Origin of the sequence: Collimonas humicola (assembly GCF_018304945.1) — a bacterium.
Taxonomy (GTDB): Bacteria; Pseudomonadota; Gammaproteobacteria; order Burkholderiales; family Burkholderiaceae_D; genus Collimonas; species Collimonas humicola.
Genome location: NZ_JAGQEE010000001.1, coordinates 28119 through 47704 on the forward strand (window position 1 = coordinate 28119; position 19586 = coordinate 47704).

General features: G+C 62.0%; 18 protein-coding genes. 14 read left to right on the plus strand and 4 right to left on the minus strand.

The genetic code is table 11. The annotated features are described in order from the left end of the window. Positions 1–69: 69 nt before the first annotated feature. A complete protein-coding gene (gene modA / locus KHU30_RS00120) occupies positions 70–831 on the minus strand; it encodes a molybdate ABC transporter substrate-binding protein (protein WP_211440642.1) in 762 nt (253 codons plus the stop codon). 168 nt (positions 832–999) lie between these two features. On the opposite strand from modA, the gene KHU30_RS00125 reads away from it, so the two are divergent. From KHU30_RS00125 to KHU30_RS00145, 5 genes are all read left to right on the plus strand, one after another. Continuing rightward, a complete protein-coding gene (locus KHU30_RS00125) occupies positions 1000–1374 on the plus strand; it encodes a winged helix-turn-helix domain-containing protein (protein ID WP_211440643.1) in 375 nt (124 codons plus the stop codon). Between the two features lie 40 nt (positions 1375–1414). After that, positions 1415–3178: a ClcB-like voltage-gated chloride channel protein gene (locus tag KHU30_RS00130; protein WP_211440644.1), complete on the plus strand. Its 1764-nt coding sequence runs from the start codon at positions 1415–1417 to the stop codon at positions 3176–3178. 155 nt (positions 3179–3333) lie between these two features. Then, a complete protein-coding gene (locus tag KHU30_RS00135; protein ID WP_211440645.1) occupies positions 3334–3588 on the plus strand; it encodes a GlsB/YeaQ/YmgE family stress response membrane protein in 255 nt (84 codons plus the stop codon). Continuing rightward, positions 3588–4118, plus strand: a complete 531-nt coding sequence (locus KHU30_RS00140) for a hypothetical protein (RefSeq protein ID WP_211440646.1) — start codon at positions 3588–3590, stop codon at positions 4116–4118. The genes KHU30_RS00135 and KHU30_RS00140 overlap by 1 nt, the downstream gene beginning before the upstream one ends. A 248-nt stretch (positions 4119–4366) precedes the next feature. Then, the gene (locus tag KHU30_RS00145; protein ID WP_211440647.1) at positions 4367–5275 is read left to right on the plus strand and encodes a 23S rRNA (adenine(2030)-N(6))-methyltransferase RlmJ; all 909 of its coding nucleotides are present in this window, start codon (positions 4367–4369) and stop codon (positions 5273–5275) included. Positions 5276–5306: 31 nt separating this feature from the next. Here the strand turns inward: KHU30_RS00145 and msrB are convergent, their stop codons facing one another. Beyond that, positions 5307–5795: a peptide-methionine (R)-S-oxide reductase MsrB gene (msrB, locus tag KHU30_RS00150; RefSeq protein WP_211440648.1), complete on the minus strand. Its 489-nt coding sequence runs from the start codon at positions 5793–5795 to the stop codon at positions 5307–5309. Between the two features lie 437 nt (positions 5796–6232). On the opposite strand from msrB, the gene KHU30_RS00155 reads away from it, so the two are divergent. From KHU30_RS00155 to KHU30_RS00190, 8 genes are all read left to right on the plus strand, one after another. Next, the gene (locus KHU30_RS00155; RefSeq protein ID WP_211440649.1) at positions 6233–8503 is read left to right on the plus strand and encodes a TonB-dependent siderophore receptor; all 2271 of its coding nucleotides are present in this window, start codon (positions 6233–6235) and stop codon (positions 8501–8503) included. A gap of 18 nt (positions 8504–8521) precedes the next feature. Beyond that, complete coding sequence (locus KHU30_RS00160; protein WP_211440650.1) at positions 8522–9733, plus strand: phosphotransferase enzyme family protein; 1212 nt, start codon at positions 8522–8524, stop codon at positions 9731–9733. After that, positions 9733–10326 carry a nicotinamide riboside transporter PnuC gene (pnuC, locus tag KHU30_RS00165; protein ID WP_211440651.1) on the plus strand — a complete coding sequence of 198 codons (594 nt, stop codon included), beginning with the start codon at positions 9733–9735 and terminating at the stop codon, positions 10324–10326. Before KHU30_RS00160 ends, pnuC begins: the two co-directional genes overlap by 1 nt. A 432-nt stretch (positions 10327–10758) precedes the next feature. Next, positions 10759–11298, plus strand: a complete 540-nt coding sequence (locus KHU30_RS00170) for a fimbrial protein (RefSeq protein WP_098497974.1) — start codon at positions 10759–10761, stop codon at positions 11296–11298. 239 nt (positions 11299–11537) lie between these two features. Next, positions 11538–12308 carry a fimbrial biogenesis chaperone gene (locus tag KHU30_RS00175; protein WP_211440652.1) on the plus strand — a complete coding sequence of 257 codons (771 nt, stop codon included), beginning with the start codon at positions 11538–11540 and terminating at the stop codon, positions 12306–12308. Between the two features lie 90 nt (positions 12309–12398). Beyond that, complete coding sequence (locus KHU30_RS00180) at positions 12399–14969, plus strand: fimbria/pilus outer membrane usher protein (protein WP_211440653.1); 2571 nt, start codon at positions 12399–12401, stop codon at positions 14967–14969. A gap of 2 nt (positions 14970–14971) precedes the next feature. Continuing rightward, complete coding sequence (locus tag KHU30_RS00185; RefSeq protein ID WP_211440654.1) at positions 14972–15973, plus strand: fimbrial protein; 1002 nt, start codon at positions 14972–14974, stop codon at positions 15971–15973. Positions 15974–16038: 65 nt separating this feature from the next. Then, positions 16039–17064 (plus strand): fimbrial protein, encoded by a 1026-nt coding sequence (locus KHU30_RS00190; RefSeq protein ID WP_211440655.1) that lies wholly within the window; start codon positions 16039–16041, stop codon positions 17062–17064. Positions 17065–17091: 27 nt separating this feature from the next. Here KHU30_RS00190 and KHU30_RS00195 read toward each other — a convergent pair whose 3' ends face one another. Further along, positions 17092–18027, minus strand: a complete 936-nt coding sequence (locus KHU30_RS00195) for a methylglyoxal synthase (protein WP_211440656.1) — start codon at positions 18025–18027, stop codon at positions 17092–17094. 128 nt (positions 18028–18155) lie between these two features. Between KHU30_RS00195 and greB the strand changes: the two genes are divergently transcribed. After that, complete coding sequence (greB, locus tag KHU30_RS00200; protein ID WP_211442134.1) at positions 18156–18710, plus strand: transcription elongation factor GreB; 555 nt, start codon at positions 18156–18158, stop codon at positions 18708–18710. A gap of 148 nt (positions 18711–18858) precedes the next feature. Here the strand turns inward: greB and KHU30_RS00205 are convergent, their stop codons facing one another. Further along, positions 18859–19551, minus strand: coding sequence for a glutathione binding-like protein (locus tag KHU30_RS00205; protein ID WP_211440657.1), 693 nt, complete (start codon positions 19549–19551; stop codon positions 18859–18861). Between the last annotated feature and the right edge of the window lie 35 nt (positions 19552–19586).

The following is a 19586-nucleotide window of genomic DNA, read 5'->3' on the forward strand; positions in this document are numbered from 1 at the left end:
ACCCTTGGCCCTGTGCGGAAGAACTTGACGATAACACTATTGATGCGCTTGTTACAGCCCACCAGGTGCTCAGGGTTTCAAGAAACCATAGCGCGCCAGCGTCGCCTGGCCGACAGGCGAGAGTACATAGGCGACGAACTTGGCAGCCATCTCGGCTTGCTTGGTATTTGCGGTGACCGCGATCGGATAGCTCACCGGCGTTTGCGACGGCACGCGCAGGGCGACCTTCACCTTGTCCGGCATGATCGCCGCATCGGTGGAGAAAACGAAGCCGGCTTCGACTTCGCCGCGCGCGACGTAGTCCAGGCTCTGGCGCACGTTCTGCGCCGGTACGCCCTTGGCTGCCACAGCATCCCACAGGTTAGCGTGTTCCAGCGCAGCCTTGGTGTAGCGGCCGACCGGCACCGAAGCCGGATTGCCGTAGGCGACGCGCTTCACCGCCGCCTGCGTCAGGTCTTGCAGTTGCGCGATGTGCAGCGTGCTGTCGGCTGGCACGATCAGCACGATCTGGTTGCTGGCGAAATTCTTGCGGCTGGCGGGCTGCACCGCCTTTTCCGCTTCCGCCTTGTTCATGGCTTCCTGGTCGGCCGAGGCAAACACGTCGGCTGGCGCACCCTTGATGATCTGCTGCAGCAAGACATCGGAGGCGGCGAAGTTGAGCAGCACCTTGGTGTCCGGATTCTGCGCTTCAAACGACTGTCCCAGTTCCTTGAAGGCGTTGGTCAGGCTGGCCGCGGCCGACACTACCAGGTCGGCGGCATGGGCGGCCGGCGTCAACAGGAAAAGGGGGAGGGCGCTGGCAATAGCAAGGCGTTTCAAGCGGCACAACATCGCGGTATCTCCTGGCAGGAAGTAACAAAATGGAAAGCGAAATATATGGCAGGATACAGCGTGAGTCAACCTGAAAAGCGGCCTGGAGGACGCGCTGCGGCTGGCGCAATCCGGGGGTTGCCAACAAAATGCCTGTAATCTGCCGACCTCCTTGTTACAATCGCGCCTATGGCAAATTCCAAATCGATACGGCTCAGAGTGTTGCAAGGCGAGACCATCGCCTTCGGTCCCGGCAAGGCGGCGCTGCTGCTGGCGATACAGCAAAGCGGTTCGATTTCCGCGGCGGCACGCGCGATCGGCATGTCTTACCGGCGCGCCTGGCTGCTGGTGGAAGCCATGAACCAGTGCTTCCGGCAGCCCTTGGTGGCGACCGCCACCGGCGGCGCCAAGGGCGGCGGGGCGCAGGTGACGGCGCTGGGGCAGGAAGTCCTGGCGCGCTATCAAGCCATGCAGGACCGGGCGGAAGCGGCGGTGGCGGCCGACATGGCGTATTTTGCGGGGCTGATGACGGCGGCCGGCAGCGGTGCTGACCTGCAAATTTAAGCACCGTACTTCTCCCACGATCAACTTGCCGACACCGACCATGCCCTCAAGCAGCACACTTCGCAGCACACTCCTTGCTTACCGCGTCCGCCTGCAGCGCTTGTTTCATTTCTCTGAAAGCCATTCGATGCTGCTGTGGGCGGCCGTGGTCGGCTTCCTCGGCGCGCTGGCGACGATCCTGTTCCGCGAATGCATGTACGGCTTGCAGCAGCTGCTGACCGGGCAAAGCGGCAGTTTCGTCGCCATGGCCAAGAGCTTGCCATGGTGGATGCGGCTGCTGCTGCCGGCGGCCGGCGGCCTGGTCGCCGGCGCCATCCTGATGCTGGCCAAGCGGGTGCCGGCCAGCGCCACCTCGGATTACATGGAAGCGGTAGCAATCGGCGACGGCCATATCCCGGTGCGGCAAAGCCTGCTGCGCAGCCTGTCTTCGCTGGCGACGGTGGTGACGGGCGGTTCGATCGGGCGCGAAGGGCCGATGGTGCAGCTGGCGGCGCTGGCGGCGTCGCTGGTCGGCCGCCTCACCTATTTCAGTCCTGCACGGCTGCGCCTGCTGGTGGCGTGCGGCGCGGCGGCGGGGATTACTTCGGCCTACAACGCGCCGATCGCCGGCGCTTTTTTTGTCACCGAGATCGTGCTGGGCGCGATCGTCATGGAAAGCTTCGGCCCGGTGGTGGTGGCTTCTGTGGTTGCCAACATCACCATGCGCGGGCTGCCCGGCTACCATCCGGCCTACGAGATGCCGTCCTTCCCGCCGCTGGCCGGCATTGAGATCGTGTGGTTCGTGCTGCTGGGGATCATGGCCGGCGTCGCCGCGCCGCAATTTTTGCGCCTGCTGACGCTTTCCAAGCATGCGTTCAGCAAGACCGGCATGCCGCTGCCGCTGCGGCTGGGCGTGGGAGGCCTGCTGGTGGGCCTGATTTCGATCTGGATGCCGGAGGTCTGGGGCAACGGCTACAGCGTGGTCAATTCCCTGCTGCACACGCCATGGCTGTGGTGGAGCGTGCTGCTGGTGCTGGTGCTCAAGGTCCTGGCGACCAGCATCACCACCGGTTCAGGGGCGGTCGGCGGCATCTTCACGCCGACGCTGTTTGTCGGCGCCGCCATCGGCTATCTGTTCGGCGAGGTGCTGCACACGCTGCTGCCGGGCATGACTTCGGCGCCGTTCGCCTATGCCATGGTGGGCATGGGCGCTTTCCTGGCGGCGGCCACCAGCGCGCCGCTGATGGCGATCCTGATGATTTTCGAGATGACCCTGAGCTACCAGGTGGTGCTGCCGCTGATGCTGTCCTGCGTGGTGGCTTACTTCGTGGCGCGCAGCATCAACGGCGCTTCCATGTACGACATCACCATCAAGCGCAACCGCGATGCGCAGGAGCGGGTGCGGCTGCGCGGCATCCATATGAGCGAGCTGATCCGGCCGGCCGACACGGTGTTGCCGCTGAACGCATCGTTTGCGGAAATCAGCGGCCTGTTCCTCAAGTATCCGGTGAAATACATCTATGTGGTCGACCAGCGCAACCGCTATTGCGGCGTGGTGGCGCTGCAAGACATCACTTCCTGCCTGCTGGAGAAGGCCGATACCCAGGCCAAGGTGGCCGAGGATTTCGTGCGGCGCGAATTCCTGCACGTGGTGACGCCAGACATGTCGCTCGGCGATGCCTTGCAATCCTTCCTCGATCACCAGGGCGAACGGCTGCCGGTGGTGCGCAGCCATGAAGATCCGGAACTGCTGGGCGCGGTCTACAAGACCTCCTTGCTGGATGCCTATTTCCGGCTGGATCGTTCGCACGAGCTGCGCGCATGATTGAATGTTGCCGGGATGCCGTTCAGCCAACATTTCACATAAGTTCACCTTGCAAGCGCTGCAGATGGCCGCACTTTGCTCTATATTGGATCCCGCACCGGCGCTTGGTACCGGTGCTGCCATTGCGCAGCCAAACTCAACCATGAGGAGCATCTATGGAAATTCTGGGGACCATCATCGTGGGTTTCATCGTCGGCGTGATCGCTAAGCTGATCCATCCCGGACGCGAGAACATGGGCTTTATCGTCACCACCCTGCTGGGCATCGCCGGCTCATTCCTGGCCGGCTACGTCGGCCAGGCGCTGGGCTGGTATCACGCCGGCCAGGGCGCAGGATTCATCGGCTCCATCGTCGGCGCCTTCGTCCTGCTGGTGATCTACGGCTTTGTCAAAGGCAAGGCGGCCAGCTGATGCTGGATCGCCTGCCATGGCGCAAGCCCGCCAGGCGGAGCGCGGGCGTACTGCTGCCGGCGTCCGAAACGGCGCTGCAGGCGGTGCGCCTGCGCTGCCGCCAGATGGTGGCCAAGCGGGCGCTGCTGTCGGCCGGCGCGTCCGCCTTGCCGATCATGGGGGTCGATATCGCCGTCGATATCCATTTGCTGTCGCGCCTGATCGAAGACATCAATGCAGCCTTCGGCCTGACGCCGCAGCAGATTGAAAAGCTCCAGCCCAAGCTGCGGGTAGCCACCTACAGCACCATCGTCGGCCTTGGCAGCACGCTGGTGGGAAGGGTGGTGACGCGCGAGCTGCTGCTGAAAATCCTGACCCGCAGCGGCGTCAAGGTGGTTTCCAAGAACGCCACCCGGCTGGTGCCCATCGCCGGCCAGATGGTGTCGGCGGCGATCGGCTTTTCCGCCTTCCGGGCGATCGGCAACAAGCATATCGAAGCTTGCGTCGAAGTGGCTGGGCAGATGCTGAAAATGCAAGCCGCCGGCGAGTGAGTTGTTTGTCTGGCATCGGTGTTGTTTGCCGGCTGTTGCCGTACAGCTGGCGCATCCATCTCCGCCATCCCGCGCCGCAATGTTAGAATGCGGGTCGTTTGCGCTGCGGGATACTGGAAAACTGCTGCTCCCGCGCGACTTTACCGCACTTCTGCACGCCAGCCCGGCCCGCCATCGCGTTACCACATTGCGCGGCCGGCGCTTTGATGTAGAGTGTGGCAACACACTTCACCACGATAGAGTTCCCTATGTTGAGTTACCGCCATGCCTTCCATGCGGGCAATCATGCCGATGTGCTGAAGCACTTGGTCACCATCCAGCTGTTGCGCTACCTGGGCCAGAAGGACACGTCCTACATGGTCATCGATACCCACGCCGGCGCCGGCGTGTACGCGCTGGACGGCGGCTATGCCTCGAAAAATGCCGAGTACGAGTCCGGCATCAGCCGCCTGTGGGACCGCAAGGACCTGCCGCCGGCGGCAGCCGAATATGTGGACGTCGTCAGGCAACTGAATCCGGACGGCAAGCTGCGCTATTACCCGGGTTCGCCGTACTGCGCCGATGCCGTCATGCGCGAGCAGGATCGCCTGCGCCTGTTTGAACTGCATCCGAGCGACGGCAAGATCCTGACCGACAATTTCCGCCGCCTGGAGGCCGAGCGCAACCCGCGCGGCAGCGGCCGCGGCAAGCGCGTCATGATCCAGCTGGGCGACGGCTTCCTCGGCCTGAAAGCCTTGCTGCCGCCGCCGTCGCGCCGCGGCCTGGTGCTGATCGATCCGCCGTATGAAGTGAAAGAGGACTACCGTCACGTCAAGAACACCATCGAAGATGCGCTCACGCGTTTTTCCACCGGCACTTACGCGGTCTGGTATCCCTTGCTGAACCGCATGGAATCGCGCCAGTTGCCGGACAAGCTCAAGCGCATGAAAGCCAATGGCTGGCTGAACGTCACGCTGACGGTGAAGACACCGTCGCCGGATGGCTTCGGCTTGCACAGCAGCGGCATGTTCGTGATCAACCCGCCATGGACGCTGGAACCGATGCTGAAGGAACTGATGCCCTATCTGGTGAAGGTGATGGGCACCGATTCCGGGGCGGGCTTTACGCTGGAATCGGGGCAGACCAAGGCGGTCGATACCGGCACCCGGCGGGTCTGAGCGGCCGGCGGGACCGGTCTCGATACTGCGCTCAGATTTCCGGCATGAATTTCAACGCGGCGCCATTCATGCAATAACGCAGGCCGGTGGGTTTCGGGCCGTCCTCGAAGACATGGCCGAGGTGGCCGCCGCAGCGGCGGCAGTGCACTTCGGTGCGGCTCATGCCGAGCGTGCTGTCGATGCGGGTGGCGACGGCGTTCGGCAGCGGCTGCCAGAAGCTGGGCCAGCCGGTGCCGCTGTCGAACTTGGTCTTGGAGGAGTAGAGCGCCAGGTCGCAGCCGGCGCAAGAATAGGTGCCGGCGTGTTTTTCATGGTCCAGCGGACTGGAAAACGGCCGCTCGGTCGCTTCCTGCCGCAAAATCGCATACTGGGTCGGGTTCAGGCGCTGCTTCCATTCGGCGTCTGTATGCATGATTTCGTACTTCTCCGCCGCGCTGGCGCGCCAGCCCAGCGTCGCCAGCACGCTCCCCAGCAGCAGGCCGCCGCCGGTCCTGAACATCAAGGTGCGTCGGGTTGGCATGGCAATCTCTCCTTGTCTCGTCGATGGCCGGCGCAGGCCGTTCTTGCGCTATGCATATGCAGCCTGCAGTTTCGTGTTGCCTGTATTGCGTGATTCCGTGTAATCAATATACGAAGAAATCCAGCGTACGGATGCAAACAGCGCGTCTTCCCCCAGTTTGCGCCGAATTGCGCCAGTCTGCTGGTCGCTGGCACCCTGAAGGCGCCCCGAAAGCCAGGCAGAGGCAAATTGTCAAATAATGTTTCTTTTCGGGAATTTTATGGGCGTTTGCAGCATCCGCCTGTTGTCAATGCCCGTCAGCCATATAGGTGTATTGCGCAGTTTTTAAGTATCGGCTGGAAATTGGACGGATAATGCGGATCCTGTTTTAATCACGCCCGGATTTCCAGACGCAAAATGCGGGTGCGTTATCTATTTAATATGGCGTCGGCACAACAATGACAACTACGAAAAGAACCTATCCAGCGGCCGGAGGCCGGGTAGCGCTGCAGACTAAAAGAAAATTGCTGATTACCCTGATTGCAGCAGCGACTGCCGGCATGGCGCATGCGCAAAGCGATCCCGAACAAAATGGCAAGCCGGCTGCCGGCGCCGGGCAGGGCGCCCAGCCGCAGAATGAAACCGCGCTGCCGACCGTAACAGTGACCGGCGCCGGTCCCGCCGCCGACAGCTATCGCAAGACCTCGGCCTCGGTCGCCAGCTTCGGCGCCGCCTCGCTGCTCGATACGCCAGCCTCGGTGTCCGTGGTTACCCGCACCCAGCTGGACGACCAGCAGGCGCGCCTGCTGAGCGACGTCGTGCGCAACGATGCTGCCGTCGGCGACAATTACACGCCGGTCGGCTACTACGAAAATTTCAGCATCCGCGGCTTTCCGCTGGACCTGGCGACGAGCCTGCAGATCAATGGCATGAGCATCGCCGGCGAACAGAATGTCGCGCTGGAAAACAAGGAAAGCGTCGAGATCCTGAAGGGCCTGGCCGGCCTGCAAAGCGGGATGACGCCGCCCGGCGGCCTGATCAACTATGTCACCAAGCGGCCGGCCGATGTGCGTTCGATTACGCTGGAAACAGATTCGCGCGGCTCGCGCTACCTGGCCACCGACATCGGCGCCCTGTTCGGCGCGCAAAAGCAGTTCGGCCTGCGTATCAATGCCGCCCATGAGAGTCTGCATTCCTATGTCAACAACGCGGACGGCGAGCGCAATTTCGCCGCGCTGGCGGCCGACTGGGTGATCAGCCCGCAGGCGCGCCTGCAGTTCGACGCCGAGTACCAGCACCGCGAGCAGCGCTCCGCCCCGGGCTACCAGCTGCTGGGCGGCACTGTCGTCCCGAGCAATGTGTCGCCCTCGACCTTGCTGGGCGCGCAGCCGTGGGCCAAGCCGGTCACCATTAACTCTGTCAATCTGAACCTGCGCCTGGATCTCGACCTGGCGCCGGACTGGCGCGCTTATGTCGCGGCCAGCCGCAGCCGTGTGGTGATCGACGACAATTCCGCGTTTCCCTATGGGCATTGTGCTATCCCCAGCACCTGCGTTGATGATGGAACGCCGCAGCGCTATTTCAGCGCGAACGGCGATTTCGATATCTACGATTACCGCTTTCCTGACGACACCCGCCGCAACGATCAGCTACAAGCGGTGCTGCAGGGAAAACTGGATACCGGCAAGATTGGCCACGACCTGACTTTTGGCGCCAGCATGTTCCGGCGTACCGTGTCGCAGAGCGATGGCGTCAATGATCCGATCGGCAGCGATAATATTTATAACCCCAATCCGATCGTCTACGCGCCTTCGCCGTTGTCGCCGGATGCCTCCACTCTGCGCCTCGACAGCCGGCAAAAGGCGCTGTTTGCGGTCGACCGCATCAGCCTGACGCCGCAATGGCAGGTGATTGCCGGCGGCCGCCAGGTGTGGCTCAATGAACGGGCCCTGGACGCCACCGGCGCTGTGACCCGCACTACCGAGAAGTCCCTGTTCCTGCCGCAAGTCGCGCTGGTCTACAAGCCGCTGGCCGATCTCTCGCTCTACACCAGCTACAGCAAAGGCTTGACCATGGGCGGTCAGGCGCCGTTCTGGGCCGAGAATGCCTATGCCTTCCTGGCGCCGACCGTATCGCGCCAGGTCGAAGCCGGCGTCAAGTACGACTGGCGCGGCCAGCTCAGCCTGAGCGCGGCGCTGTTCCAGATGACCAAGCCCTACGAATATCCGAAGCCGGATGAGAATGGCTATACCTACACCCAGCAAGGTACGGAAACGCACCGCGGCCTGGAGCTGAGCGCCGCCGGCCAGGTCACCCGGCAGCTGCGGCTGACCGCCAGCCTGGCCCTGATTCAGGCGCGTGCCGACGACACTGGCACGCCTGCCTACGACGGCCACCAGGCCATCAACGTGCCGCGCTTGCGCACGGCGCTGTATGCGTCGTATGCGCTGCCGCAGGTCAGCGGCCTGAGCCTGCTCGGCGGCTGGCAGTACAGCGCCAGCAAGGCGGCTACGCGTGGAGGCGACGTCAACGTCGCCGCCTATAGCGTGTTCGATGCCGGCCTGCGCTACAAGACCAGCCTGGCCGGGCATGCTGCGGTGCTGCGCCTGAGCGTGGATAATTTGTTCGACAAGCGCTACTGGAAAGACGTCGGCGAATATTTCGGCGACAGCTACCTGCACCTGGGGGCGCCGCGCACCGCGCGGCTGTCGCTCCAGTACGACTTTTAAGGGCGGGATGGAAGCGGCATGAAGGATGCAAAACCAGACGACGTCAGCGGCCTGCCTGCCGTGCTCAGCCACGGCATGGGCATGGACGCGGTGCCGCCGAGCTGGCCCACATTGACGCTGGATGAAGTGGCCGGCCTGCTGCGCCACTACCCGCAGGCGGGCGCGGTGACGCGCCTGGACTGGCACAGCCCGCGGCCGTTTTCCAGCGCCTGCGTGGCGGACACCGTTTCCGGCCCTCTGTTCATCAAACGCTTGCTGCGTGAGATACGGACTGTCGACGAGCTGATGGACGAGCACCGCTTCATGGCCCATCTGCGGGCCAACGGACTGGCCGTCAGTGAAGTGCTGAGCACCGGCGACGGCAATACGGCCTATGCCGACGGCGACTGGACTTACGAAGTGCAGCGCGTCGGGCAGGGCGTCGACCGCTACCGCGACGCCACCTCATGGACGCCTTTCCTCAGTTGCGCCGACGCCGCCGCTGCCGGCCGCGAACTGGCCCGGCTGCACCTGGCCGCGCGCGGCTATGACGCGCCGGCGCGCAGCACCAGGCTGCTCGCCTCCGGCTTTACCTTGTTGAGTGCAGAACAGCCGCAAGCAGTGCTGGAGCGCATCCAGCTTTATATTCAGCAGCGTCCGGCATTAAGCGATTATCTGGCCTCGCGCGACTGGCGCGCCGACGTGGCGCGGGTGCTGCTGCCGTTCCACGCCCGCCTCAGCCCCTTGCTGCATGGCTTGGCGCCGTTGTGGACGCATAATGACTGGCACGCTTCCAATCTGCTGTGGCAGGCCGCCCCGGCGCCGGCTGCCGTCGAAACAGTGCTGGATTTCGGCCTGGCCGACCGCACTTGCGCGGTCTACGACCTGGCCAACGCGATTGAACGCAACCTGATCGAATGGCTGGCCTTGCCTTCGGCCAGCGGCGACCAGCGCCATCTGGTGCATATCGACCAGCTGGACGCCATGCTGGACGCCTATGAAACCGTGACGCCCTTGTCGGCCCTGGAAGCTGCGGCATTGCCGGCCATGCTGCCCTTGGTGCATATCGAGTTCGCGCTGTCCGAGCTGGCGTATTTTCATGGCGTGCAGCATTCCGCCGACAATGCGGCGCTGGCCTACGACACTTATTTTCTCGGCCATGCGGTATGGTTCGACAGCGATGCCGGCCGCTATCTGCTCGACCATCTGCAGCGCCGCTGCGAGCGTAAAACCGAACCACAGGAGTCTTGATGTCAGGCCTGGAAATCGTTGCAGTCATCGTGAGCGCCCTGGCAGTCTGGCTGACCGCGCGCCGTCATTTGTGGTGCTGGCCGATAGGCCTGGTATCCGTGCTGCTGTATGCGCGCATCTTCCTGGTGGCGAAGCTGTATTCGGACCTGCTGCTGCAACTGATCTTCGCCGTCATGCAGCTGTACGGCTGGTGGCAATGGAAGAGCGGGGCATCGGAACAGGATAGCCAGCATATCCAGCCGCAGCGCCTGCCGAAACGCGGTTTGCTGACCGGCCTGCTGGCCGGCGCCGCGGGCAGCGTCGTGTTGGGCTATGCCATGGCCAGCTTCACCGACGCCCATATTCCATGGCTGGATTCGGCGCTGACCAGCTTCAGCCTGGTGGCCCAATTCTGGATGGCGCGCAAATATGTCGCCAACTGGTGGCTGTGGATTGCGGTCGACATTATCTATGTCGGCGTGTACATCTATAAAGACCTGAACCTGACCGCGGGCTTGTATGCGGGGTTCATCGTGCTGGCCCTTGTCGGCTTGCGCAACTGGCGGCGGCAGCTGCCTGCGAATCATCCGCCAGCGGCTGCCGCAGCACTTTAGGCAGGGCGGCATGCCATGCCCATGCGCAAGCAGATAATGCGAAGCTGCTGGCACAACGCCGCGCGCGTGTAAAGATTCGTAAAGATTTGTTGCAATCTCACGACAAATATCATATTTCCAGGCGGAATTTCAAGGATTTCCCGGATTCAATTCTCTTGCTTTTCAGATTGATGGCGCTGCGCAACGCTCGCCGCAAAGGCAAGCCAGGCGCGGGTTTCTTGCATTTAGTTAAATGTCATCAATGATTATATATTTGCTAACAATCAAGATTGGCAGCGCCTTTTATTTCCAATGGAAAATTAGTGGTTGTTAGTAATTGTTAAACATTGTCAGTAATGACATTTTGTGAACTTTTGCCCCTACAATTTGTTTCGCCGTGTTGGCAATTCATTAATTTGAATCGAACATCTACTTTTATATCTGAGGGTAAAAATGAAACAAATGACTATCGCTAAGTTGGTTGCTGTTGCTGCTGCAGGTCTGTTGTCCCAAGCGGCCTTCGCTGACGGCGGCACCGTGAATTTCAACGGCCAGATCGTTGATTCGCCTTGCTCGATCGATCCTTCCAGCCAAAACATCACTGTTCCTATGGGCACAGTGTCGCGCGCAGTACTGAACGGCGCCGCCGGCAAGAAGGCAACGCCATCGAAGTTTCAGATCCTGTTGACCAACTGCGGCGCAACCGCCAAAGGCGCAACCGTGACTTTCACCGGCACGACCGATGCTAACGTCACCGACGATCTGGCTCTGGCTAACGCTGGCCAGGTTGGCGTGACTACAGCAACCGGCGTGGCGATCGAGCTGGGCGACTCTGCCGGCACCAAGATCCCTGTCGGTTCGGCATCGGGCACTTACGTTCTGGGTCTGGGCAACAACCCTCTGAACTTCCAGGCTACCTACGTTTCGACTGGTCCTGCAGTCACCGTCGGCCCAGCTAACTCCACTGCACAGTTCGTCGTTACTTACCTGTAATCGGCGCGCTTCGCAAAAATCCTGAAACGGCATTACCTCGTTGCGCCGCCTGCGGCGGGACGGGCAGCCTGGCGCTTGCTGCGGCCAGGTTTTAAGGATGGGCTGGCAAGCCGCAACGGTAGCGGCAAGCCGGCCATCATTTTCCAGCATCACCCATGCATCAATTTGTGAGCACGCGCCAGCGGCCTGTGCTTGCTTAGAAATTTGTGCATAGGACATTTTGACAGACGAGGTTTTTCATGTTGAACAAACGAATCATCACTTCCGCAATTCTCGGCAGCGTGCTGATGATGAGCGCGCTGGCGGCGAACGCCAGCGTCATGCTGGGCGGCACTCGCGTGATCCTTGGCGAGAAAGACCGGCAAGCGTCGATTCCGCTGAAGAACACCGGCACCTCGCCGTACGTGGTGCAAACCTGGGTCGATGCCGGCGAAGGCAAGAACAAGGCGCCGCTGCTGGTGACGCCGCCTTTGTCGCGGCTCGATCCCGGCGCCGAAAACATCTTGCGCATCGTCCGCATTTCCGGCGACCTGCCGAGCGACCGCGAAACGGTGTTCTGGCTCAACGTCAAAGAGATTCCAGAAAAGTCGGACCAGGTCAACGTGCTGCAGGTCGCCGTGCGCACCCGCATCAAGATTTTCTACCGACCGGCGGGGCTGGCCGGCAAGCCTGACGAAGCGCGCAGCCTGGTGGCGCTGTCGGTGGTGCCGGGCCAGGACGGCAAGGGCGCAGCGCTGCGGGTCAGCAATCCGAGCGCCTACAACCTGACCTTCACCGGTTTCAAAATCAACGGCGACAAAGAGCAAACCAAGGCCGGCATGGTGCTGCCGTTCAGTTCCAGCGATTTTCCGCTGACCGCGATCAGCACGCCGCAACCGATCGACGTCAGCTACACCACGATCAATGACTACGGCGGCGAAACGCCGGAAGTCGCGGCCAAAGTGGCGGTTGGCGCCGCAGTTGCAGTGCAGCCTGCCGCCGCGGCTGCAACCGGCAGCACCGGAAAGTAACGCCGTCGTCATCTCCCAGGTAGCAAGCACCAGATCCTGTCAGGGCAATTCAGTCTGCCGCGCAAGGCAGAAACAAAGGAAGGGAAAGCTGTGATCAGATTGTCGCATCAACGCAAACCGGTACGCCTGGCGCTGTCAGCGATCACGCTGGCCGTGCTGTCGCAGCTGGCTCAGGCGCAAGGCCAGGGCGGCTCGGTATTCAACGAGCAGTTCCTGGATATCGGCGGCGAACAAAGCCGCGCCGACTTGTCGCTGTTCGCGTTCGGCAATCGGGTCATGCCCGGCAGCTACCTGGTCGATGTCAGCCTCAACGAAAGCAGCGTCGGCCAGAGCCAGGTGGTGTTTACTGACCAGGGCGAGGGCAAGAATGCCCAGGCTTGCATCACCCGCGCCATGCTGGAAGGCTGGGGCGTCAAGGTAGAAGTGTTTCCCGTCCTGATGGCGGCCGGCGACCAATGCGTCGACCTGGCGCAGGCCATCCCCGGTTCCAGCGTTTCCTACGACGGCGAGAAGCTGCGCCTGACCCTGAGCATCCCGCAGGCAGCCATGAAGCGCCAGGCGCGCGGCGCCATCAGCCCAGACAAATGGGACAAGGGCATCAATGTCGCCATGCTGGACTACCAGATTTCAGCGGCGCGCTATGACGGCGGCAATAATGCCGCCAGCACCATGAACAGCAGCATTACCGAATTCAACGCCAATCCCAGCGCCACCACGCAAGCCCGCAATACCTTGTACGCCGGCCTGCGCGGCGGCTTCAACCTGGGCGACTGGCGCTTCCGCAATTTCTCGACCTACAACCGCGGCGTCGACGGCGAAGGCCATTGGCAATCGGTGACTTCCTACCTGCAGCGCGATATCGCCTCGCTCGGCGGCCAGCTGGTGATCGGCGACAGCACCACTCCCGGCAATTTCTTCGACGCTTTCCAGTTCCGCGGCGTGCAGCTGTCATCCGACGACGGCATGCTGCCTGACAGCCAGCAGGGCTATGCGCCGACCATCCGCGGCGTGGCGCAGACCAATGCGCGCGTCACGGTGCGCCAGAACGGCTTCGTGGTGTACAGCACCTATGTCGCGCCCGGTCCGTTTGTGCTGGACGACTTGTACCCGACTTCCACCAGCGGCGACCTGGAAGTGACGATCACCGAAGCCGATGGCCGTGAAACCAAGTTCCGCCAGGCTTTTTCGGCCGTGCCGACCCTGCTGCGCGAAGGCGTCTGGCGCTACAGCGTGACGGGCGGCCAGTATCGCAACGGCTATTCCACCATCAACGCCGGCTCCAGCAACGCCAAGCCGAATTTCGTGCAAGGCACGGTGGCGCGCGGCTTGGGCAAGGAATACTCGGTGTACGGCGGCGTGATCGGCTCTGAAATCTATCAGTCGGCATTGTTCGGGGTCGGCAAGAACCTGCGCGATTTCGGCGCGATTTCGGCCGACGTCTCGCAGGCGCATACCAAGGGGCCGTTCAACCAGAACTATGACGGCCAGTCGCTGCGCTTCCTGTACGCCAAATCGTTCGAGAATTACGGCACCAGCGTGCGCATGGCCGGTTACCGTTATTCCACCGGCGGCTTCCGCACCTTCCAGGAAGCGGCGCAGATGCAAGACCTGCAGAACGGCCAGGTGCTCAACAACCGGCGCAACCAGGTGCGGCTGGAGCTGGCGCAGCAGCTGGGCAGCAAGGGCGGCACAGCCTACGCTTCGATCCAGCAGCAAAGCTATTGGGGCACCGATCAGAAAGACCGCCTGATGCAGGTCGGCTATTCGAATTTCTACAAGCAGTTCAGCTACAGCATTTTTTATAACTACAGCACCAATCTGAACGGCCCGTCGAACCGCCAGCTGATGGCGACCCTGTCGATACCGCTGGGCGACAGCCGCTCCTATGCGCGCTACACCGTGGCCAAGGGCAATAACGGCGAAGTGACGCAGCAAGCCAGCGTCTACGGCTCAGCGCTGGACGATGGACGCCTGACGTACAACGTCACGGCTGCGCATTCGAACCAGAACGACAACAGCGGCAGCGCCTCCGCCAGCTACCTGTCGCAATACGGCCGCGTCGATTTCGGCCGCGCGCAAGGCTCCGGCTACGGCCAGACCACGCTGGGCATGGCCGGCGGCCTGGTGGCGCACGGCGGCGGCGTGACCTTGTCGCAGCCTCTGGGCGAAACCATGGCGCTGGTGGAAGCGCCGGATGCCGCCAATGTCGGCTTTGAAGTCTATCCGGGGGTGCGTACCGACAGCCGCGGCAATGCGGTGCTGGCCAACCTGAGTCCATATCGCGTCAACCGCCTGGCGGTGCGCACCGAAGACCTGGGCGACAACGTCGAGGTCAAGAATGCAGCGCTGGATGTGGTGCCGACGCGCGGCGCGGTGGTGCTGGCGAAATTCGAAACCTCGATCGGCCTGCGCATCATGCTGAACCTGAGCGACAAGAGCGGCAAGCCGCTGCCGTTCGGCGCCAAGGTCGAGAACGAGCAAGGGCAGGAGATGGGGATCGTCGGCAGCGAAGGCCAGACTTTTATCAGCGGCGCGAAGGAAAGCGGCGTGCTGAACGTCAAGTGGGGGCAGGGCGCGACGGAACAGTGCAGCGTCAAATACCATGTCCCGGCGGATAAGAATCCGGCGCCGATCCGTGAGTTGAACGGACAATGCGAATGATCATGAAATCACTGCGGGACAAGATCGCGCGCTGCCTGGCATGGACGGCGCTTGCGGCGGCTGCCTTGCTGAGCGCTGCCAGCGCGCAGGCGGCATGCGTGCGGCCTGCGGGCGCTACCGAGAAAATCATCCAGATGGATATGGGCACGGTGGTTATCCCAAACAGCGCCGCCGTCGGCGCCGTTTTTGCCACCAAGAGCTTCACCATCCCGATTGCCGGCGCGTCGGAAACGTCCTGGATCTGCACCGGCGGCGGCTATGTGACGGGCAGCATCCTGCAAGGTTCGCCGGTGCCCGGCATGCCGAATGTTTACACCACGGCCGTGACCGGTGTGGGAATCAGGCTGTCGCGTCAGATTACCGGCATAGGGCAGACCTATTATCCCCACGTCATCAATATCACCAGCGGCACCGCGGTATTTCTGAGCCCGTCGTATTTTACGGTCGAGCTGATCAAGACCGCGACCAAGACCGGCAACGGCCCGCTCGCTGCCGGCACTTACACCACTTATGTCGGCAATGGCGACAACAAATCCGCCATCACATCGATCCTGTCGGGCAATGGCATCACCATCATCACGCCCTCATGCACGGTCGATACCGGCTCGCAGAACGTGGTGGTGAATTTCGGCTCGATTTCCAGGGGCAGCTTCAAAGGCGTCGGTTCGACTGCCGGAGCCCGTTCCTTCAATATCAAGCTCAATTGCCAGCGCGGCGAGAATGCCCAGAATACTATCCTGCTGAACATGCAGGCGACGGCAGACCTGTCGAAGATTCCCGGAGTTACACAGTTGACGCAGGGGACAGGCGTGGCGACCGGGGTCGGCATCCAGATCCTGGACAAGAACAGCAACCCGGTGGTGTTCGGCACCGCGGCGACGGTCGGTCCATCCGCAGACATCCAATACGTGGTGCCGTTCACGGCGCGCTACTACCAGACCGCATCCAATATCACTACCGGGCCGGCCAACGGCACCGCAACTTTCACGATTGAATATCAATAGCCATCGGCCTGCCGGTACGGTTCCGGCCGATGCACCGGCCTGAAGCCCGGCAAACGAGGAATGGCATGAAAAGAACACGAGCAACTACAGAAAAGATCAACGACACCCTGGCATGGCTGGCGGCGCTGGGACTATTGGCGCTGCTGTCCTTGTTCTTTATGGGCGATGCGCAGGCCGCTTGCGTCCGTCCGGCCGGCGCTACCGAAAAAATCATCCAGATGGATATGGGCACGGTGGTTATTCCGAACAGCGCCGCCGTCGGCGCGGTATTCGCCACCAAGAGCTTTCCGATTCCGATTTCGGGGGCTTCTGAAACCGCCTGGAACTGCAACGGCGGCGGCACGGCGACCGGCAGCATGCTGCAGGGCAGCGCAGTGCCGGGCATGCCGAATGTCTACACCACAGCCGTTACCGGCGTAGGCATCCGCCTGTCGCGCCAGATTACCGGGATCGGCCAGACTTTTTACCCGCATGTGCTGAGCTGGTCGGTTTCCACTACGGTGGCTTTTTATAGTCCGTCTTATTTCACGGTCGAACTGGTCAAGATCGCCACCAAGACCGGCAACGGTCCGCTCGCTGCCGGCACTTACACCACTTATGTCGGCAATGGCGACAACAAATCCGCCATCACATCGATCCTGTCGGGCAATGGCATCACCATCATCACGCCCTCATGCACGGTCGATACCGGCTCGCAGAATGTGGTGGTGAATTTCGGCTCGATTTCCAGGGGCAGCTTCAAAGGCGTCGGTTCGACAGCCGGAGCCCGTCCCTTCAATATCAAGCTCAATTGCCAGCGCGGCGAGAATGCCCAGAATACTATCCTGCTGAACATGCAGGCGACGGCAGACCTGTCGAAGATTCCCGGAGTTACACAGTTGACGCAAGGGACAGGCGTGGCGACCGGTGTCGGCATCCAGATCCTGGACAAGAACAGCAACCCGGTGGTGTTCGGCACCGCGGCGACGGTCGGTCCATCGGCAGACATCCAATACGTGGTGCCGTTCACGGCGCGCTACTACCAGACCGCACCCAATATCACTACCGGGCCGGCCAACGGCACCGCAACTTTCACGATTGAATATCAATGACGGCAAGCCCTGCCGACAGGGCAGGTCCTAGGAGCTGGCCAATGCCGCGCGCTGCTGCAGCAGACTCAGCCAGCGTTCGCCGCATTCGGCATCGCTGATGCAGAGCGCGTAGTCGGTGACGGTGCGGGCGGCGCGCTCCAATAGCTGGATATCGGCCTCATGCTGGCGCGCCACGTGCGGGTCTTCCAGGAACAGCACGCGCCGGCATTGCTGGCGATCGAGGATCAGTTCGGCGATCTGGGCGTCGCCGCCGAGCGGGCCGCTGAGGAAGGGCTTGACCCAGTTGCGGCCGGCTTCTTCTCCCTTGATTTTCTGCGCCAGCTTGTTGAGCAGGCTGCCGGTGGTGCCGGTGGCGCAGCGGAAGGCGAACTGGTCGAGCAGGGCGAAATGGCGTTCCGCGATATCCAGCATGCGTTCTTTCATGGCATCGTGGGCGATCAGCGCGATGCCCTCCTGTCCCAGGTCGAAACTCGGATCGAGCAGCGGATTCGGCGCGGCGCCGGCCGCCACCGCTTCCAGTTCCAGCCATTCAAGCGCACCGGCCAGGGTCGACAGGAATGGCTTGCCATGGATCACGCATTGCCGCTTCAGGGCCACCGCTTCCGGAAAAGTCGAGGATGGATCGACCGGATCCATCAGGTAGATCACCGCGTCCAGGGTGCGCGCCGGGTCGGCGTCCACCACCCGCGACACCAGCTTCATCAGGCCGCCGTGGCGGCCGTAGGGAAAGCGTTCGATATGTGGATAGTCTGGCAACAGGCCGAGCTGCTGCATGGCGTCCAGGGTGCGTCCCACCACGATCAGCTGCGGCTGCAACTGCTGTTCGATGATCTTGCGGCTGCCGTTGAGCAGCTGCGCCAGCGCCGATTCCTGGCCGTGCTGATGGCTGCGGCTGGTGGCAAGGCCAATCCGGAACGGCGTGGCGGAATCTGAGCGGGCAGGGCGGGAGGAATTGGCAGGCATAGGGCGGGATAGTGAGTCAGCACGGGCAACATTGCACCTGCCTGACTTTACCATACCGCCATGGCGGCTAAGCCCGGGTTTTGGGCAAAATCGTCAGCCGGCGCGCAATTGGAATTACAATGTCTGCTATGAACAAGGCATTTGTTAAAGAATCGGAAGGCGACGACGACGATCTGGAATTCGGATTGCCGCCGATCCCGCCTGGCACAAAAAACTACATGACGCCGGCCGGCTATCAGCGCATGAAAGACGAGCTCCTGCGCCTGATCGACGTCGACCGGCCGGAGGTGGTGCGCATCGTTTCCTGGGCCGCCTCCAACGGCGACCGTTCGGAAAACGGCGATTACATTTATGGCAAGCGCCGGCTGCGCGAAATCGACCGCCGCATCCGCTTTCTGACCAAGCGGCTTGATCTGGCGGAAGTGGTAAACCCCAGCGTCCACCATGGCCGCGACCAGGTGTTCTTCGGCGCCACGGTGACTTACCAGAATTCCGCCGGCGAGGAACACACCGTGACCATCGTCGGCATCGACGAGCTGGACCCCTTGCATGGAAAAATCAGCTGGATTTCACCGGTCGCGCGCGCCCTGACCAAGGCGCACGAAGGTGAAACGGTGACCTTCATGACCCCGGCCGGGCTGGATGAGCTGGAAATACTGGCGGTCAGCTACCCGGAAACGTAGATTTTTCCTTGCCCTGTCAATACCTGCCAATATTATTTGCCGCATCATCCCCGCGAACGCGGGGAATCCGTTTTTATGCGCAAACAACATAGATTCCCGCGTTCGCGGAAATGACCGGGACGCGTAGTCGGGGGCGCCCAGACTGATCCTACCGTCTCTGGTATTGCTGGCTGCCGAACAAGATATCGCGCGCCTTGTCGTCCGTCAGCGGCTTGCGGTGCGATGCCAGTACCTCGACGCCGCGCTTGACCGCCGGCCGTTCGCTGATGGTGTCGAACCAGGCTTGCAGATGCGGATAGTCGCTCAGTTCGATGCCCTGGTTTTTCCATGAACGTATCCATGGGAAGGTAGCGATGTCGGCGATGGTGTATTCGTTGCCGGCCAGGTACGGATGCTGCGACAGCTGCTTGTCGATCACGCCGTAGATGCGCTTGGCTTCGTTGCTGTAGCGGTTGATGGCGTATTCGATCTTTTCCGGCGCGTAGATGCGGAAATGGTGGGTCTGGCCCAGCATCGGTCCGACGGCGCCCATCTGGAACATCAGCCACTGCAGGGTGTTGAATTTCTCGCGCTCGGTATTACCGAGGAACTTGCCGCTCTTGCCGGCCAGGTAGACCAGGATCGCGCCCGATTCAAATAGTGAAATCGGCTTGCCGTCCGGACCGTCGGCGTCAACGATGGCAGGAATCTTGTTGTTGGGCGAAATCGACAGGAAATCCGGCTTGAACTGGTCGCCGGCGCCGATATCGACGGCGTGCGCGCGATACGGCAGGCCTAGCTCTTCCAGCATGATGTGAATCTTGTGCCCGTTCGGCGTGGCCCAGCTATAGACATCGATCATGATTATTCCCTTTTGTTGAGAGTGAGGACTTGTAA

What these genes read in the sequence shown, in the direction of transcription:
- modA (WP_211440642.1), bottom strand. Translation starts at nt 831, where the DNA reads ATGTTGTGCCGCTTGAAACGCCTTGCTATTGCCAGCGCCCTCCCCCTT.
- KHU30_RS00125 (WP_211440643.1), top strand. Translation starts at nt 1,000, where the DNA reads ATGGCAAATTCCAAATCGATACGGCTCAGAGTGTTGCAAGGCGAGACC.
- KHU30_RS00130 (WP_211440644.1), top strand. Translation starts at nt 1,415, where the DNA reads ATGCCCTCAAGCAGCACACTTCGCAGCACACTCCTTGCTTACCGCGTC.
- KHU30_RS00135 (WP_211440645.1), top strand. Translation starts at nt 3,334, where the DNA reads ATGGAAATTCTGGGGACCATCATCGTGGGTTTCATCGTCGGCGTGATC.
- KHU30_RS00140 (WP_211440646.1), top strand. Translation starts at nt 3,588, where the DNA reads ATGCTGGATCGCCTGCCATGGCGCAAGCCCGCCAGGCGGAGCGCGGGC.
- KHU30_RS00145 (WP_211440647.1), top strand. Translation starts at nt 4,367, where the DNA reads ATGTTGAGTTACCGCCATGCCTTCCATGCGGGCAATCATGCCGATGTG.
- msrB (WP_211440648.1), bottom strand. Translation starts at nt 5,795, where the DNA reads ATGCCAACCCGACGCACCTTGATGTTCAGGACCGGCGGCGGCCTGCTG.
- KHU30_RS00155 (WP_211440649.1), top strand. Translation starts at nt 6,233, where the DNA reads ATGACAACTACGAAAAGAACCTATCCAGCGGCCGGAGGCCGGGTAGCG.
- KHU30_RS00160 (WP_211440650.1), top strand. Translation starts at nt 8,522, where the DNA reads ATGAAGGATGCAAAACCAGACGACGTCAGCGGCCTGCCTGCCGTGCTC.
- pnuC (WP_211440651.1), top strand. Translation starts at nt 9,733, where the DNA reads ATGTCAGGCCTGGAAATCGTTGCAGTCATCGTGAGCGCCCTGGCAGTC.
- KHU30_RS00170 (WP_098497974.1), top strand. Translation starts at nt 10,759, where the DNA reads ATGAAACAAATGACTATCGCTAAGTTGGTTGCTGTTGCTGCTGCAGGT.
- KHU30_RS00175 (WP_211440652.1), top strand. Translation starts at nt 11,538, where the DNA reads ATGTTGAACAAACGAATCATCACTTCCGCAATTCTCGGCAGCGTGCTG.
- KHU30_RS00185 (WP_211440654.1), top strand. Translation starts at nt 14,972, where the DNA reads ATGAAATCACTGCGGGACAAGATCGCGCGCTGCCTGGCATGGACGGCG.
- KHU30_RS00190 (WP_211440655.1), top strand. Translation starts at nt 16,039, where the DNA reads ATGAAAAGAACACGAGCAACTACAGAAAAGATCAACGACACCCTGGCA.
- KHU30_RS00195 (WP_211440656.1), bottom strand. Translation starts at nt 18,027, where the DNA reads ATGCCTGCCAATTCCTCCCGCCCTGCCCGCTCAGATTCCGCCACGCCG.
- greB (WP_211442134.1), top strand. Translation starts at nt 18,156, where the DNA reads ATGAACAAGGCATTTGTTAAAGAATCGGAAGGCGACGACGACGATCTG.
- KHU30_RS00205 (WP_211440657.1), bottom strand. Translation starts at nt 19,551, where the DNA reads ATGATCGATGTCTATAGCTGGGCCACGCCGAACGGGCACAAGATTCAC.